General features: G+C 59.1%; 12 protein-coding genes and 4 pseudogenes. 10 read left to right on the top strand and 6 right to left on the bottom strand.

Annotated elements, in window-relative coordinates:
- Positions 1–22: 22 nt before the first annotated feature.
- Complete coding sequence (bufA2, locus tag LT948_RS24485) at positions 23–283, bottom strand: BufA2 family periplasmic bufferin-type metallophore (RefSeq protein WP_004577564.1); 261 nt, start codon at positions 281–283, stop codon at positions 23–25.
- A gap of 290 nt (positions 284–573) precedes the next feature.
- On the opposite strand from bufA2, the gene LT948_RS24490 reads away from it, so the two are divergent.
- From LT948_RS24490 to LT948_RS24515, 6 genes are all read left to right on the top strand, one after another.
- Complete coding sequence (locus LT948_RS24490) at positions 574–780, top strand: co-regulatory protein PtrA N-terminal domain-containing protein (protein WP_003139535.1); 207 nt, start codon at positions 574–576, stop codon at positions 778–780.
- A 193-nt stretch (positions 781–973) separates the two neighbouring features.
- A complete protein-coding gene (locus tag LT948_RS24495) occupies positions 974–2,797 on the top strand; it encodes a copper resistance system multicopper oxidase (RefSeq protein WP_003139530.1) in 1,824 nt (607 codons plus the stop codon).
- 12 nt (positions 2,798–2,809) lie between these two features.
- Positions 2,810–3,121: a hypothetical protein gene (locus LT948_RS24500; RefSeq protein WP_003246749.1), complete on the top strand. Its 312-nt coding sequence runs from the start codon at positions 2,810–2,812 to the stop codon at positions 3,119–3,121.
- On the top strand, positions 3,111–4,202 hold the full coding sequence (locus LT948_RS24505) for a copper resistance protein B (RefSeq protein ID WP_023095630.1): 1,092 nt from the start codon (positions 3,111–3,113) through the stop codon (positions 4,200–4,202). The genes LT948_RS24500 and LT948_RS24505 overlap by 11 nt, the downstream gene beginning before the upstream one ends.
- Positions 4,203–4,211: 9 nt before the next feature.
- Positions 4,212–5,054: a c-type cytochrome gene (locus tag LT948_RS24510; RefSeq protein ID WP_003139525.1), complete on the top strand. Its 843-nt coding sequence runs from the start codon at positions 4,212–4,214 to the stop codon at positions 5,052–5,054.
- A complete protein-coding gene (locus tag LT948_RS24515; RefSeq protein WP_003246746.1) occupies positions 5,044–5,487 on the top strand; it encodes a DUF411 domain-containing protein in 444 nt (147 codons plus the stop codon). The genes LT948_RS24510 and LT948_RS24515 overlap by 11 nt, the downstream gene beginning before the upstream one ends.
- Before the next feature lie 177 nt (positions 5,488–5,664).
- On the opposite strand, the pseudogene LT948_RS24520 reads toward LT948_RS24515, so the two are convergent.
- Positions 5,665–6,282, bottom strand: a pseudogene (locus tag LT948_RS24520) (OprD family outer membrane porin); the annotation flags it as partial.
- A 1-nt stretch (position 6,283) separates the two neighbouring features.
- Between LT948_RS24520 and LT948_RS24525 the strand changes: the two are divergent.
- Positions 6,284–6,457: pseudogene (locus LT948_RS24525) on the top strand (DUF2790 domain-containing protein); the annotation flags it as partial.
- Between the two features lie 157 nt (positions 6,458–6,614).
- Positions 6,615–7,358, top strand: a pseudogene (locus tag LT948_RS24530) (OprD family outer membrane porin); the annotation flags it as partial.
- A gap of 5 nt (positions 7,359–7,363) precedes the next feature.
- Here the strand turns inward: LT948_RS24530 and LT948_RS24535 are convergent.
- The 4 genes and pseudogenes from LT948_RS24535 to LT948_RS24550 all read right to left on the bottom strand — a co-directional run.
- Positions 7,364–7,501 (bottom strand): annotated as a pseudogene (locus LT948_RS24535) (co-regulatory protein PtrA N-terminal domain-containing protein); the annotation flags it as partial.
- 145 nt (positions 7,502–7,646) lie between these two features.
- A complete protein-coding gene (locus LT948_RS24540; protein WP_003117283.1) occupies positions 7,647–10,796 on the bottom strand; it encodes an efflux RND transporter permease subunit in 3,150 nt (1,049 codons plus the stop codon).
- The gene (locus LT948_RS24545) at positions 10,793–12,253 is read right to left on the bottom strand and encodes an efflux RND transporter periplasmic adaptor subunit (RefSeq protein WP_003117282.1); all 1,461 of its coding nucleotides are present in this window, start codon (positions 12,251–12,253) and stop codon (positions 10,793–10,795) included. Before LT948_RS24545 ends, LT948_RS24540 begins: the two co-directional genes overlap by 4 nt.
- Complete coding sequence (locus tag LT948_RS24550) at positions 12,250–13,512, bottom strand: TolC family protein (protein ID WP_003139513.1); 1,263 nt, start codon at positions 13,510–13,512, stop codon at positions 12,250–12,252. Before LT948_RS24550 ends, LT948_RS24545 begins: the two co-directional genes overlap by 4 nt.
- Positions 13,513–14,218: 706 nt before the next feature.
- Between LT948_RS24550 and LT948_RS24555 the strand changes: the two genes are divergently transcribed.
- Both LT948_RS24555 and LT948_RS24560 read left to right on the top strand, forming a co-directional pair.
- Entirely contained in the window at positions 14,219–14,953 is a 735-nt protein-coding gene (locus LT948_RS24555; protein WP_003117280.1) for a helix-turn-helix domain-containing protein, read from the top strand.
- A 73-nt stretch (positions 14,954–15,026) separates the two neighbouring features.
- A complete protein-coding gene (locus tag LT948_RS24560) occupies positions 15,027–15,881 on the top strand; it encodes a sterol desaturase family protein (RefSeq protein ID WP_023095634.1) in 855 nt (284 codons plus the stop codon).
- Positions 15,882–15,899: the final 18 nt, after the last annotated feature.

Here is a 15,899-nt window from a genome sequence, read left to right on the forward strand (position 1 = left end):
GCAGGCACTCCCCGCAACGGCATTATTCGCTGGTCTTGCCACCGGCCTCATCGCACTTGGCCTGAGTCATCAGCTTGAAACCCTGGCCTTTACATTCTCCCTGGCCTTTGCAGGCATTTTTGGCGGTCATGCAGTCGTTCTGGCCCTTGCAACCGTTGACGCCGAAGCACTTCACTTCAGCTGCTTTGGTGTCCTGGGCGGCCTGGACAGGCAGGGTAGCAAACAGGCTGGCGGCCACGAGAGCCAGAGCGGCACCGGTAGCGACGTTGGATTTATTCGACATAGTGACAATCTCTCTTAATTGTTGGTGGTCTTATCCGCGGGTGCGAATTACCCTGAGTAGCTTAGGCATCGCTGCCGAGCATGCCCTCTCAAGAAATTCGCAAGGCTTTATGAGGGCATGAAAGACAGTACCGAGCCTTCTGGATGGGCTACAAGAAAGAAATAGCAACCTGACAGAACTGTAATGTTCGGCTCAGGTTGCTGACAGGCCCTCTTAGTTAACGTGACATCGAGCCTAAAGCTCGGCCTCTGCAGTTGCAGGGACCACTTAACTTACGAGGAATACCCAAAATGAAATCGATCAAAGCTCTGCTTGTAGTTACTGCTCTGAGCATCTCCAGCTTGGCAATGGCTGAAGGTGGTGCTGACCGAACCTTCGCGCGCATGGAGCAGGCACGCCAGACGTCTCTGGAGGCCTACCGGGTGGCCCAGCAGCAGAAAGTTGAGGCTCCTGTAGCCAGCAGTCCAACCGAGCAAGCAGAGCACACCAACTGCTGAAGTCATCTACCTTACAGAAATGTAATCACCCGGATGGTTGGGATATGGCAGTTTCATACTGCTCATCGTCGGTAAGGCTTGTGCAATGCACCGACGTGGAAAGTTGAGGGGTAAATACCCGACATTGAAGCAGCCATGAACCCGAGACCGGGCACACCATCACCGGCTCATTTGACGGATTGGACAAAACGGCATGCAAAGCAAAACCACAAGGCGCACCTTCGTCAAAGGCCTGGCAGCCACCGGTATTATCGGCGGACTTGGCCTGTGGCGCACGCCGGTCTGGGCGGTGAACAGCCCCGGCCAGCCCAACGTACTGACTGGTAACGAATTCGACCTATTCATCGGTGAAACCCCGGTGAACATCACCGGCGCAGCGCGCACGGCCATGACCATCAACGGCTCGCTCCCTGGGCCGATTCTTCGTTGGCGCGAAGGCGATACCGTCACATTGCGCGTGCGCAACCGCCTCAAGGAGGACACCTCCATCCATTGGCACGGCATCATCCTGCCGGCGAACATGGATGGCGTTCCTGGCCTGAGCTTCCATGGCATCGCCCCTGATGGCATGTATGAGTACAAGTTCAAGGTCAACCAGAACGGCACCTACTGGTATCACAGCCATTCTGGGCTCCAGGAGCAGGTCGGCGTATACGGTGCGCTGGTCATCGATGCCAAGGAGCCCGAGCCCTTCAGTTACGACCGTGATTACGTCGTGTTGCTGAGCGACTGGACGGATGAAAATCCAACGCGGGTACTGGCCAAGCTCAAGAAACAGTCGGACTACTACAACCAGCACAAACGCACCGTTGGTGACTTCATCGATGACGTAAGCGAGATGGGTTGGTCCGCCGCCGTAGCCGACCGTAAGATGTGGGCCGAAATGAAGATGAGCCCGACTGATCTCGCCGACGTCAGTGGCTACACCTACACCTACCTGATGAACGGCCAGGCACCTGATGGCAACTGGACCGGCATATTCAAACCGGGCGAGAAGATTCGTCTGCGTTTCATCAATGCCTCGGCCATGACGTACTTCGATGTGCGTATCCCCGGCCTGAAGATGACGGTAGTCGCGGCCGATGGCCAGCACGTCAAACCAGTCAGCGTCGATGAGTTCCGTGTCGCCGTAGCCGAGACCTACGACGTGATAGTCGAGCCCGATAGCGAGCAAGCCTACACCGTCTTTGCTCAATCCATGGATCGCACTGGCTATGCGCGCGGCACCCTTGCGGTACAGGAAGGGTTGAGTGCACCGGTACCAAGCCCTGACCCGCGCCCACTGATTGCCATGGGTGACATGGGCATGGACCACGGCAGCATGGGCGGCATGGATCATGGGAGCATGGCCGGGATGGATCAGGGCAATATGGCGGGAATGGATCATGGCAGCATGCAGGGTGGCATGGCTGGTATGGATCACAGCCAGATGGCCGGAATGGATCATTCAAACATGGCTGGCATGGCTGGCATGGCTGGCATGGCTGGCAACATGCAGGCACACCCGGCCTCAGAGACCAACAATCCTTTGGTCGACATGCAGACCATGACGCCGACGCACAAGCTGGACGACCCAGGTATCGGCCTGCGTGATAACGGCCGGCGCGTCCTGACTTACTCTGACCTGCGCAGCACCTTCCCTGATCCGGATGGTCGCGAACCAAGTCGCACCATCGAGCTGCACCTTACCGGGCACATGGAGAAATTCTCCTGGTCCTTCGATGGCATCAAGTTCTCTGACGCTGAGCCTCTGCGCCTCAAGTACGGCGAGCGTGTTCGCATCACGCTGGTCAACGACACCATGATGACTCATCCGATCCATCTTCATGGCATGTGGAGTGATCTGGAGGATGCGAACGGCAATTTCCTGGTGCGTAAACACACCATCGACATGCCGCCAGGTTCCAAGCGCAGCTATCGGGTGACCGCCGATGCGTTGGGGCGTTGGGCCTACCACTGCCACCTGTTGCTCCACATGGAAATGGGCATGTTCCGTGAAGTCCGTGTGGATGAGTAAAGGAGATTTCTGATGAGTACTTTTATGAAGCGTAATGCCCTGTTTGGCAGCGCAGCGATGTTCAGTCTTTTGGCTGTTCTGCACGCGCCGACGTCATTGGCAGGTGAGGGGCACAGCGAGCACGAACAACATGCTGCCGAGTCGGCTGCGCCCGACGCCAGTGACAAGCCTGCAGATCAATCGAAAGGCAAGGCCGCTGGCCATCAGATGGATCATGGCGCCATGGATCATGAGGGTATGAACCATGACGATATGGGGCACGAGAAGATGATGGATAAGCATGGCGGCACCGAAGCCGAAGCAGGTTCGAACCATGACCACTAGGTTTTCACGCCCGTCCCTCATAGCGCTGGCCGTGTCGCTGAGTGCACTCAGCGGCGGCGTTACCCAGGCTGCGGAAGAAATGGATCATTCGGCAATGGGGCACGGCTCCATGTCGATGGACCACAGCCAGATGGGCCACGGTTCCGCCAAAGCGCCGATGGAGGGCATGGATCACAGCAAGATGGATCATGGTGCCATGCAGAGCGAATCGGGCAGCATGGACCATAGCCAGATGGGCCACAGCCAGAGCCAAGAGAAGGCCCCAGCCATGGACCACAGCAAGATGGGACACGGCACCATGCAGGGACAGATGGAGGGCATGGATCATTCGAAGATGAACCATGGCTCCGCTGAAGCCCCGAGAACTACCAGTCGTACGCCGATTCCCGTTCTGACGGATGCTGATCGCCAAGCGGCTTTCCCGCCACTGCCTGGCCACAAGGTGCATGACAGCGCCATCAACAGCTTTTTCCTGCTCGATCAGCTCGAATACCAAGACGCAGATGAGGGCAGCACCCTGGCCTGGGATGCGTCGGGTTGGGTAGGCGGTGATATCAACCGGGTCTGGTTCCGCTCCGAAGGCGAGCGTACCAACGGCGTTACCGAGGACGCTGAATTACAGCTGCTGTACGGCCGCTCGATCGGCCCTTGGTGGGATGTCGTCGCGGGCGTTCGCCAGGACTTTAAACCGGAGTCGCCGCAGACTTGGGCTGCCTTCGGTATCCAGGGCATGGCGCTTTACGCCTTTGAGGCCGAAGCCACGGCCTTCGTCGGCGAGAATGGCCAAACTGCTGCCCGACTGGAGGGCGAGTACGACATTCTGCTGACCAACCAGCTGATTCTCCAGCCAACTGCCGAAATGAACTTCTACGGCAAGAACGATCCTGAGCGAGGTGTGGGGTCTGGGTTGGCAAATACCGAGCTCGGCTTGCGTCTGCGTTACGAGATTGTCAGACAGTTTGCTCCCTATGTCGGGGTTTCCTGGAGCCGCTCCTATGGCAACACGGCAGACATGGTGCGCGACGAGGGCGGTGATGTAGACGAGGCGCGTTTTGTCGCCGGTATCCGGATGTGGTTTTGAGAACCTGACATGAAAAGAACAATTAAAACTTTGGTGGCGGCCGGCGTGGTCGGTAGCACAGCTGTCCTGGCCGGCGCCTACTTTGGCGTGGTCAACGTGGGGGCCGACGATCCCCATTTTCCTGCAGTGCATGCGTTTCTCACGATGGCCCGTGACCGCTCTATCGAAGTCCGTTCGCGGGACATCGAGGTTCCCAACCTGGATGATCAAGCTCTTATTCGCGCCGGTGCGGGCAACTACAACTCCATGTGTATCGGCTGTCATTTGGCGCCAGGTGTGGCGGAGACCGAGCTAAGCCAATCGCTTTATCCTGCGCCCCCCAACCTCGCCAAGATCGGTGTCGATGGCAATCCGTCAGCAGCGTTCTGGGTGATCAAGCATGGCATCAAGGCAACGGGTATGCCTGCGTGGGGCAAGAGCATGGGAGACGAGTACATCTGGGGCATGGTTGCCTTCCTCAACCAACTGCCGACGATGGATGCCAAGCAATACCAAACACTCGTCGCATCCAGTGGCGGCCATCAGCACGGTGGTGGGGAAACGCAGATGCATAACCATGAAGGACAGCACGGCGACAACAAGCCTGGCCATCATGACAATAGTGGCGGTGGCGATGACCATCATGGATCAGGTGATGCTGGAGAGCCTGGTCATCACGATGCCGCGGCTACGGATAGCGAGGGTGGCTCCGCACCTAAGGCAGGTCACCATTCGGATATGAGTGGCGATGACCACCATGCTGGAGATGAGGCGTCGTCCAACGGAGGTGATCATCACGCCGAGCAGGCTCCGAACGCCTCGCCCAAGACCCACACCCACGCCGATGGCAAAGAGCACGTACATGAAAGCTAAATATCTGGCCTTACTGGCCGCTCTCTCCGTCACGTCTGCGGTTCAAGCAGCTGATGCCCTGACGATTGATGTCCATCGTGATGCCAATTGCGGATGTTGCAAGAAGTGGATTTCACACCTCGAAGCGAATGGCTTCAAAGTCGTCGACCATGTTGAAAGCAACATGACAGCAGTGAAGCAAAGACTGGGCGTCGCGCCACGGTTAGCGTCTTGCCACACCGCGGTGATTGACGGCAAGTTCGTCGAAGGTCATGTGCCGGCGGCTCAGGTCATCGAACTCACCAAGCGCGATGATCTGCTGGGCATCGCTGTTCCCGGGATGCCGGCGGGCTCCCCCGGCATGGAAGTCGATGGCGTACAGCATGCCTACCAGGTCATTGGCTTGACCAAGACGGGTTCTGATCAGGTCGTTGCAGAATATCCCGCCCAGTAGTACTGCCTGCCAGCACGGCCGCTTGTGTGTAGTGGCCGACTCATTTTCATACGTCCTTTAACCTAAGTAAAAAAGGCGCCCTAGGGCGCCAAGGGCTGTCTCCAAACCAAAGGAGCACTACGAGGGGACAGCAGGACCAAGGAGCGAGCGGGCAATCAACCCGCTCGCTTGCCAGGGTTAGAGAACTTCCAGCGGGTACTCGACAATCAGGCGGAACTCATCCAAATCCGACTCGAAGTCGGTGGCGCGAGTCGTGGCTTGTCGAATGCGAAAGGACATGTCCTTCAACGACCCAGACTGCACAACGTACTTGGCCTCGATGTCCCGCTCCCAGCGCTTCTGGTTGGTCAACGGATCGCCGTTGTCATCACGGCGCATATAGACTTCGTTGGCGTTGCTGTAGTCGGCATCCCAGCCTTGGGCATATCGAGTCATGAAGCTCAACCCAGGCACACCGAAAGGCTCCATATCCAGGTCATAGCGCACTTGCCATGACTTCTCCTTCGGCGAGTTGAAGTCGCTGTACTGGATGGAGTTGTCGAGGTAGATGGAGTCCGATTGGCGCAAGTAGTCGAAGTCATCATCGCCATTGTTGCGCTGGAGACCCACCAGCACTGTGTGAGCGCCGAATTGGATGCCGACCTTGCCGCTCCAGATGTTGTTATCGAAGCTCCCGAGGAGCTGCTTCCCTTCATCGACCGCCTTGTAGTAGTTCAGCCCGCCGATCAAGGCGACATCGTCCGCAAGCGGGTAGCTCAGCGTGGTGCCCGCGTAATATTGATTCCAGGCATCCTTAGTTATTCATTACCGCTACGGCATGAAACTCGATATCGCCAGGGTCGTGGCCACTACCCCGACGGACTCTAGCTGCGGTGTGATGCCGGCCCAGATGACCTACGAGGACTCCAATGGCGATCTGAATATTCTTGAATACCGGGCAGCCGGGACAGGTTGCCGTAATCAAAACTAGATAAATGACATCGCGCTGACTGAAATGTAATTTCCAAGTCACCCTGACGTTATTTGGCATGTGGAAATATGACCAAGGCGTGCCTGGCTATGCCCGGCGCGCTTGGCACATATATGCGACCACACAATGACAACTGCCAATAACATCAGGAGCATTTATGAATAACAGAACCCTGTTAGGACTTTCTCTGCTCACTCTGAGCGTCAGTACCGGGCAAGCTGCAATGGCCGCCGACGAGAAAGGCGAGGGATTTATCGAAGGCAGCAGCCTGACCATCCTCAATCGAAATCTCTACTTCAACCGTGACTTCCGCAAAGGCCAGTCCAGCAGCTCGGGTAATGGCTATTCGGAAGAGTGGGCGCATGGCGTGATAGGCCGATTCGAGTCTGGCTTCACCGAGGGCACCATAGGCTTCGGTGTCGATGCCTTTGCCATGCTAGGACTTAAACTTGACACTGGCGACGGCCGTTCAGGAGCCGGTGGCTCAGTCGATGTGCTGCCTTACAACAGCCTCGGGCAGGCTGAGGATAACTACTCCAAACTGGGTGGCGCGGTGAAAGCTCGGTTCATGGATACCGAGATCAAGGCAGGCGACGTCTTTCCCGTCAGCCCGGTCGTCCAATACGGTGATGCACGGCTTTTACCGGAGAGTTTTCGAGGTGTCACCGTGGTCAACAGCAGCGTGGAAGGACTGTCGCTTCAGGGCGGTCGCCTCCACTCGATGAGCCAACCCAATACCAGCAGCATGCGCGACGGCTTCGCTACCTTCTACGCGGGCGAAGTGGACTCGCCATGGATCGCCTATTTCGGTGGTGATTACACGCTTAATGACAACGTCGGCTTTAGTCTCTACACCAGCCGCCTCAAGGATGCCTGGAATCAATATTACGCGGGCACCACGCTGATAGCGGCAGCATACTCTTGCATGGCCTGCTCATTGGCCTGAATCATCCGACCATAAACACGATCAGCGCCGCCTTCTGCCAGAGTGGCAGAGGAAACAACCATAGCGGCAAGGGCTGCAATAACTTTGAGGCTTTTCATGTTTAATCACTCCTTCAAGGTGGTGATTAAAATATATCCGCTCAACCTGTCATAAAAATGAAGTCAAAGTTACATCGCCGTAATGCTTCCTGCCGCGTTACCCGGGCGAGTCAGCTTGGCGCGTGGCTTGCCCGGGTTTGTAAAGCTATAGCTCCTGCGGTGCGCGAACCTTCTGTGTACGCTGCCTTCGCATCAGCCAGTACGCGGCCGGCAAAACCAACATGGACATCAGCGGCGCGGTAATCATGCCGCCGACCATGGGCGCGGCGATGCGCTTCATCACCTCAGATCCGGCACCTCCGCCCCAGAGGATTGGCAACAGGCCGGCGATGATCACGGCCACCGTCATCACCTTGGGCCGCACACGCAGCACCGCGCCTTCACGAATTGCCTCCAGTAGGGCCGGATCACCGCTGCGCCCGGTATCCACACGCGCATGCCAGGCGTTCTTCAGGTACAGCAGCATGATCACCCCGAACTCGGCCGAGACGCCGGCCAGGGCGATGAAGCCCACGCCGGTGGCCACCGACAGGTTGAAGCCGAACCAGTAGAGCAGCCAGATGCCGCCCGACAGGGCAAAGGGCAGGGTGGCCATGATCAGCAGGGCCTCGCCGAAGCGGCTGAAAGTCAGGTAGAGCAGCACGAAGATAATCAACAGAGTCGCCGGCACCACCCAGGCCAGCCGCGCATTGGCGCGCTCGAGGAATTCGAACTGACCGGAGTAGGAGACGGTCATGCCGGCGTCGAGTTGTACCCGCTCGGCGACGCGTTGCTGCAACTCGCGCACGGTCGATGCCAGGTCGCGCCCACGTACATCGACATACACCCAACCGGACAGACGCCCGTTCTCGCTGCGCAGCATTGGTGGCCCTTCGGTCAGACTAACCTGGGCGACGGTGCCCAAGGTGATCTGCTGGCCGGCTTGCGTGAGGATCGGCATACGCCGTAGTGCCTGCGGACTATCTCGCCACTCCTTGGGATAGCGCAGGTTGATCGGGAAGCGGGCCAGTCCTTCAACCGTCTCACCAATATTGCTGCCGCCGATGGCGCCCGATACCACCGCCTGCACATCGGCGATGCTCAGGCCATAGCGCGCCGCGGCCAGTCGATCGATCTGGATGTCCACGTAACGGCCGCCAGTAAGGCGTTCTGCCAAGGCCGAACTCACCCCAGGCACCTCTTTGGCCACGGCCTCGATATCGCGCGTTATGCGCTCGATGTCGACCAAGGAGGTTCCGGACACTTTCACCCCAATGGGGCTCTTGATCCCCGTCGCCAGCATGTCGATGCGGTTGCGGATGGGCGGCACCCAGATATTGGACAGCCCCGGAACTTTTACCGCGCGATCCAGTTCCTCGATCAGCTTTTCGGGTGTCATCCCCGCGCGCCATTGATCGCGTGGTTTGAACTGCACCGTGGTCTCGAACATTTCCAGCGGTGCTGGATCGGTGGCGGTCTCTGCTCGCCCGGCCTTGCCGAATACCCGTGCCACTTCGGGCACCGTGAGGATCATCCGGTTGGTTTGCTGCAGCAGCTGGGTGGCCTTGCTGGCCGGCAAGCCGGGCAGGGCTGATGGCATGTACAACAAGTCGCCCTCGTCCATCGGCGGCAGAAACTCTCCTCCGAGTCTGCTGAGGGGCCAGAGACTGGACAAAAACACTAGCAAGGCCAGCGCTAGGGTCACCTTAGGCCAAGCCAGCACCCACTCCAGCACCGGCCGGTATGCACCGATCAGCCAACGATTCAAGGGGTTCTGTTGTTCGCTGGGGATATGCCCACGAATCCAGTAGCCCATCAGCACCGGTACCAAGGTGATCGAGAGGCCAGCAGCGGCAGCCATGGCATAGGTCTTGGTGAATGCCAGCGGGCCAAACAGGCGACCCTCCTGGGCCTCCAGGGTGAAGACCGGGAGGAAAGACAGGGTGATGATCAAAAGGCTGAAGAACAGCGCCGGCCCGACCTCGGCCGCAGCTTCGCCGATCACCCGCCAGTGCGCCTCGCCCTGAAGCGGTTCACCGGGGTGTCGAGCCTTCCAGGCCTCGATGTGCTTGTGCGCGTTCTCGATCATCACCACGGCGGCATCGACCATGGCGCCGATGGCGATTGCGATCCCGCCCAGCGACATGATGTTGGCATTGACGCCCTGGTAGCGCATGACGATGAAGGCCATCAGGATGCCCAGGGGCAGGGTGATGATCGCGACCAGCGACGAGCGCAGGTGCCAGAGGAAGATCAGGCAAACCAGGGCAACCACCGCGAACTCTTCCAGCAGCTTGTAGCTGAGGTTATCGATGGCGCGGTCGATCAATTGCGAACGGTCATAGGTGGTGACCACCTCGACGCCGGCCGGCAAGCTGCCCTTCAGGCTGTCCAGCTTGGTCTTCACCGCGGCGATGGCATCGCGGGCATTCTTTCCGGAGCGCAAGATGACCACGCCGCCTACCACTTCACCCTGGCCATCCAGCTCGGCAATGCCACGACGCATCTCTGGCCCCAGCTGAATGGTGGCCACCTGACCCAGCAGCACCGGAACTCCGCTGGCCGAAGCCCGCAGCGGCACATTGCGGAAATCCGCCAGGCTCTCTAGATAGCCTGAAGCCCGCACCATGTACTCGCGCTCTGCCAGCTCCAGGATGGCGCCGCCGGTTTCCTGATTGGCGCTCTTCAGCGCCGCTTCGACCTCCTGCTGAGTTACCCCATAAGCCACCAGCTTCTGCGGATCGAGCAGCACTTGGTATTGCTTGACCATGCCGCCGAGGGTGGCCACTTCGGCTACGTTGGGCAGGCTCTTGAGTTCGTACTTGAGGAACCAGTCCTGCAGTGCCCGCAGCTGGGCAAGATCATGCTGGCCGCTGCGGTCGACCAAGGCGTACTGGTAGATCCAGCCCACGCCGGTGGCATCCGGCCCAAGGGTGGTGGTAACACCCTCGGGCAGGCGTTCCTGCGCCTGGTTGAGGTACTCCAGCACCCGCGAGCGCGCCCAGTAGAGGTCGGTGTCGTCCTCGAACAGCACGTAGACGAAGGAGTCGCCGAAGAACGAGTAGCCGCGCACCGTCTTCGCCCCCGGTACCGAGAGCATGGTTGTGGCCAGTGGGTAGGTCACCTGGTTCTCGACGATCTGCGGTGCCTGTCCGGGAAAGCTGGTTCTGATGATGACCTGGGTGTCAGATAGGTCCGGCAGTGCATCCAACGGCGTGTTGCGCAGCGACCAGATGCCCAGGGCGGTGATGAACAGGGTCGCCAGCAGCACCAGAAAGCGATTGCCGATAGACCAGTGGATCAGGCGTGCGATCATGGCTGGTCTCCTTCCTTGCTGAGCTGCTCGATCATCAGGCCGGAGTTTTTCTGGCGGGCGCCGATACGTACGTGATCTCCTGGCTTAAGTCCCACAGCTACTTCTGAGCTGACCAATGGAAAAGCCATGGTCATACCTGGCATATTCAGGCTCTCGAAGGGCCCGTGCTCCAGGGTGACTGACTCCGCGTCCAGAGCACGAATCACACCGTGAGACACATGCAGCCCCTCCGTGCTGTCCTGTTCTGCATTGCCGGCCAGGATGCCCTGCAGGCTGGCTTCCGAATCGATGAGGAACTGGCCGGAGGTAACGACCGCCTGACCTTCCTCGAGACCGGACAACACCTCCAGACGCCCATCGGCCTCGCGGCCCAAGGTGATTTCCTGGGGGCGGTAGCGTCCGTCGCCTTCGGCCAGCATCACCAATGCACGCTTGCCGGTGCGAATCACGGCTTCACTCGGCACAAGAAGCGTGGATTGTTCGACGGCACTGTTCAGGCGTACGGCGGCGAACATGCCGGGGCGCAACTTACCGGCAGGGTTGGGTAGCTCGCTGCGTACCGTGAGCGTGCGCGTTTGCGGATCGGCACTCGGCAGCAAGGCTATGACGCGGCCCAGCAGCGGTCGATCAGGAAAGGCCGTCAGGTTGGCGCGGATCTCGTCCCCGACCTGGATACTTCCGGCCATGGCCTCGGGTATCGCCGCATCGAGCCAGACACTGGACAGCCCGTTGATCAACGCCAGATCCTGCCCGGCTTCAACGGTCATCCCGGCGCGTACCTGCAAGGCTTGGAGCTCGCCGCTGATAGGTGTGGTGAGGGTTTGCACTGCCCGCGGTTTGCCGCTGCGGCGAACCTGCTCTATCAACGCTTGTGGCATGCCGAGCAGGCGGAGGCGCTCTTGGGCCGCAGTGATCAAGCGGGCGTCACCGGTACGCAGTACCGCGAGGAACTCCAACTGCGCGGCGGACCACTCGGGAATCAGCAGGTCGACCAGGGGTGTTCCAGCTGGCAGTACATCGCCAGGGGCACGCCCGTAAACCCGCTCGACGAATCCGCCAGCGCGGGCCTGGAGGTTCGCTACCTCTCGCTGGTTATAGGCCAGGGAGCCGACCACCTCGATATCCGAGGGCAGTACACCGCGGATCACCGTCGAGGTTCGCATTCCGAGGTTCTGCACGGCTTGAGCGGGGACGCTCAGGACAGACGGATCTTGCTCGGATCCTGCGTATTTAGGGACAAGCTCCATATCCATGAAAGGTGACTTGCCCGGTTTATCGAAGCGCTGCTCAGGCTGCATCGGGTCGTACCAATAGAGCACCTTGCGCTCGTCCGTCGGTGCGGAGCTAGGCAGTAGCTCGTGTTTGGCTTGCCGCTGGGCCAGCCAGTAGCCACCGCCCGCCGCGCCAATGCCCACGGTCAGCACGGCGACCGCAAAACCAAATGTCGATATCTTCATTTCAGGCCCTCCACATAGGCGTAGTACAGGCTTGCGGAGAGCTGGCTCAACTTGCGCTGCTGTTCAATCTGCCGCAGTTGCGCATCAATCAGGTCGCGCTGGGCAGTAATAACGGATGTGAGCTGGCTGTTACCGGCTTGGTAGGCGGCCAGTTCGAGATCGGCACGTTTGCTTGCAAGCGGGATCAAGGTTTTTTCGGTGCGTGACAAGGTCCTGCGCAGTTGCTCAAGCTCGGCAATACCGCCTTCCAGCTCAGCCTGATGGGCGCGCAGTAATGCTTCCTGCTCGGCTTCCATCTGCGACACGCTTTGTTGTCTGGCGTTGATCTTGGGCCCCTGACGTGTGCCTACGAACAACGGCAGGTCGAAGGTAAATTGCACCATCACCATATCGCCGAACTGGTTGTCGCGATTGTTGTAGGCAAACTCAACACCCCAGTCGGGGGTCTTCTCGGCGATGGCCTCGTTCAGCTCGGCGCTAGCCTCGCCGACTCGGGCGGAGGCAGCGCGCAACTCAGGGTGTGAGGCAATGCGTTGCTGCAGGTGCGGTGCCACCAGGTTCAGACTGGGAACACCTCCTTGCAAAGGCTGGTCAGCCTCGTTGCCTATCCAGCGGCGCAGCTTGGCACGAGCTACTGCCACATCGCGATTCAGTTCATCTCGCCGATCTTGTAACGCCAAAGCTTCCTGGTCGGCCTGCAACAGCTCGCCAGGCTGAGCACTACCGCCGGCAATCAGCGATTGCACGGTCGAGCGGAGCATCTCGATCTGACGGTCCAGTTGATCGAAGAGGCCAACACTGCGTTCGGCGTAGTACACATCCAGCCAGCTCACTGCCGTCTGGCGCTTGATCTCCAACTGCATGGCACGCTGCTCGGCCTCGGCTCGGCCTACTGAAGCCTCGGCCAACTGGCGCCGAGCCTGACGCTTGTCACTGTTGGGGACTTCCTGCATGAACCCAATGCGGCGCATGGTCATGGAGTCACGATTAAGCGTGTAACGGTCAGGGCCTTCGATCGGCAGGTTGTCGATGCCTAGAATCAGCTTGGGATCGGGCAGGGCGTCTGCGGGCTCGACAGCCTGCTGTGCCGATGCCACCTGCGCCTGGCGCGCGAGGTTCTCAGGGGCACTCTGCTCGGCCAGAGCTTGGGCTCGTTCGAAAGTTAGGGGCTGCGCCTGCGCGGCAAGCCAGGGAGCTGCCCAGAATGCGGCAGCCAACACACCGAGAAAGCCACGGCGTGGAAAAAGGAAAGCGGACATGCTTTCGCCTCCAATGCGATTGATCGAAGTCGCGACTACGAAACGTGACCGCGACGATGCGCCTGACTGTAAGGCGCGGGATGATCACTGCATTAGACGAAACGAGGAGGGCGCCAGAGTCCTGCGGGCTCTCGCTTAATCACCGACTGGGTCAGCAATATCTCGGGGCGTGAGGGGAGAGGGGATATGCTCTTGATCACGGTGGTCTGGAGAAGTCCTCCGGTCTTGCATTCCTGGCCGGGTTTGCAAGGGGACTTCTTGGCCACCCCATCAGACTTGTCCATTTGCTCGCAGCACGGAGCATCGGCCATTGCATGGCCCTGATGATCGGCGCTCTGCATCGGGCAAGGTTGTGCCGGCATGCTGAAAGCCACACCGCCGAAGGTCGGCAGCACGAGGCTAGCAATCATTAGCAGGATCAATCCAATCCGACGCACAGCAATTCACCAGTCGGGGCAATAGGCCGACGATAGCAGATTGCCCCCGAGCCATGAATGCTCCTTTTGACGATAACAGCACTTCGTTGATTTGGATCAAATAGAGTGTCTAGTCTCACAGGGCGAGCTGATTTTGTAGCGGGTGAGATTTCAATCGAGCAAGCGATAGAGTTCAGGCCAAAGAGGATTCTATAATCACTCCACAATTAGCTATAAAGCTCATTAGTGCACAAAATGCAGCGGGATGTGGAACCCTGAGGTGCCGCTGAATGAACGCAACGCAGGGTATCGGCTGGCATGGCAGAGCCTGGATTTCACCCGGGCTGGGCATTTTTCTGGGGCAGGCGGGTAGCCAAGATTGGCATAGCCACATGGCGCATCAAATTACCGTCAGCTTGAACGGCAGCTTGACTGTGAAGTGTACATCCTCGTCGGTGACGGCAAGGGCCATCTGCATCAGGGCAGGGGTGGCCCATCAGATCGAAGCTGACGAAGTGTTGTCGATCTACCTCGACGCGCTGTCCGATGAGGCGCGAGCACTTCCCGATAACATCGGGGAGGGCATCACTCCGATTCAGATGGGCGATACAGCATCGCTGCGAAAATTGCTGAGCAGCTCCGATCCGTCAGCCCAGCAAATTCGGGAAATGGTGCGCCTTGTTCTCAACCTTACGACTCCGCCGGCCTCCGATCCGCGACTGCAGTCGGTCCTCGCTGCGTTAAAAGAGCCGATTAATGGCAGGCAGGCGTTGGCCAAGCGCGTTCATCTGTCGCCTACCCGATTCTCACATTGGTTCGTCGAACAGACCGGTCTGCCGCTGCGCAGCTACCGGAAATGGAATCGCCTGGTCATAGCGCTCCAGCATATCGCCAGCGGCGCCAACCTGACTGCGGCCGCCCACGCTGCCGGCTTCGCTGACGCTGCCCACTTTTCCCGCACCTTCCGCGACCTGTTTGGCCTCGACCCCTCATCTGCCTTGGGTCATGTCAGTCTGAAAGGCTGAATTCAGCTTTTCTGTTCAAGCGCCATCACAGGTGATTGGCACAAAGTGGAGTCATCTCAGGGAGGGCTTCACGATGGGCAATTCACTCAGGTTCATGATCCGCTGGCTCAGCTACCCAACAATCTTTGGCGGGGCCGCAGCTTGGATGATCTGGTTGCTCTACACGGGTATTCCGTATTGGCCCAGCACGCCGATCATTGCCGCCCTAGGGATTCTGCTGGTGGCGCTGCTGGAACGCGTGCAGCCGTTCCGTGACGACTGGTTGGAGGACCACCAGGATACCCTTACTGATATCATCCATATGGTCGTGAACCTGTCCGTGATCCAGATTACGGCGACCGTGCTGGCCCGGCTGGGCGATTGGGTGCCCGCAGAGTTCCGTGTCTTCCCAACAGAGTTACCGCTGTGGGCTCAGCTAGTCATTGTCGCCGCCGTGCTGGACCTTAGCTTGTACGCCATGCACCGCTTCAGCCATCAGGTTCCATGGCTGTGGCGCTTGCATGAGCCACATCATAGCGCTGAGCGGCTCTACTGGATGAACGGCGAGCGCCGGCACCCGTTGCATGCCGCCATCATGGCAGGGCCTGGGCTGCTCGTGCTCTTTGCGATGGGCACTCCTTCTGCACTCGTGGCCACCTGGTTCGGCATCCTGACGGTACATTTGGCCTTCCAGCACTCAAATCTGGACTACTCGTTGGGCTGGCTACGGCGCGTCATCGGCGTTGCAGAAACACACCGCTGGCATCACAAACGCGACTTCGAGGATGCGCAGGTCAATTTTGGTGAGTTCTTGCTGGTGTGGGATCAACTGCTTGGAACCTTCTATGACAGCGCAAGCAAGCCCAGCAGCGCCGAAGTAGGACTGCGTGACCGGGACTATCCAACAGGCTATGTGGGTCAGATTGTCGAGCCGTTCAGAAGTCAGTAGCTTGCTCGGTGTCGCTGG

The sequence above is a fragment of the Pseudomonas sp. CP-1 genome (assembly GCF_021213715.1).
GTDB classification, from domain to species: Bacteria; Pseudomonadota; Gammaproteobacteria; order Pseudomonadales; family Pseudomonadaceae; genus Pseudomonas; species Pseudomonas aeruginosa.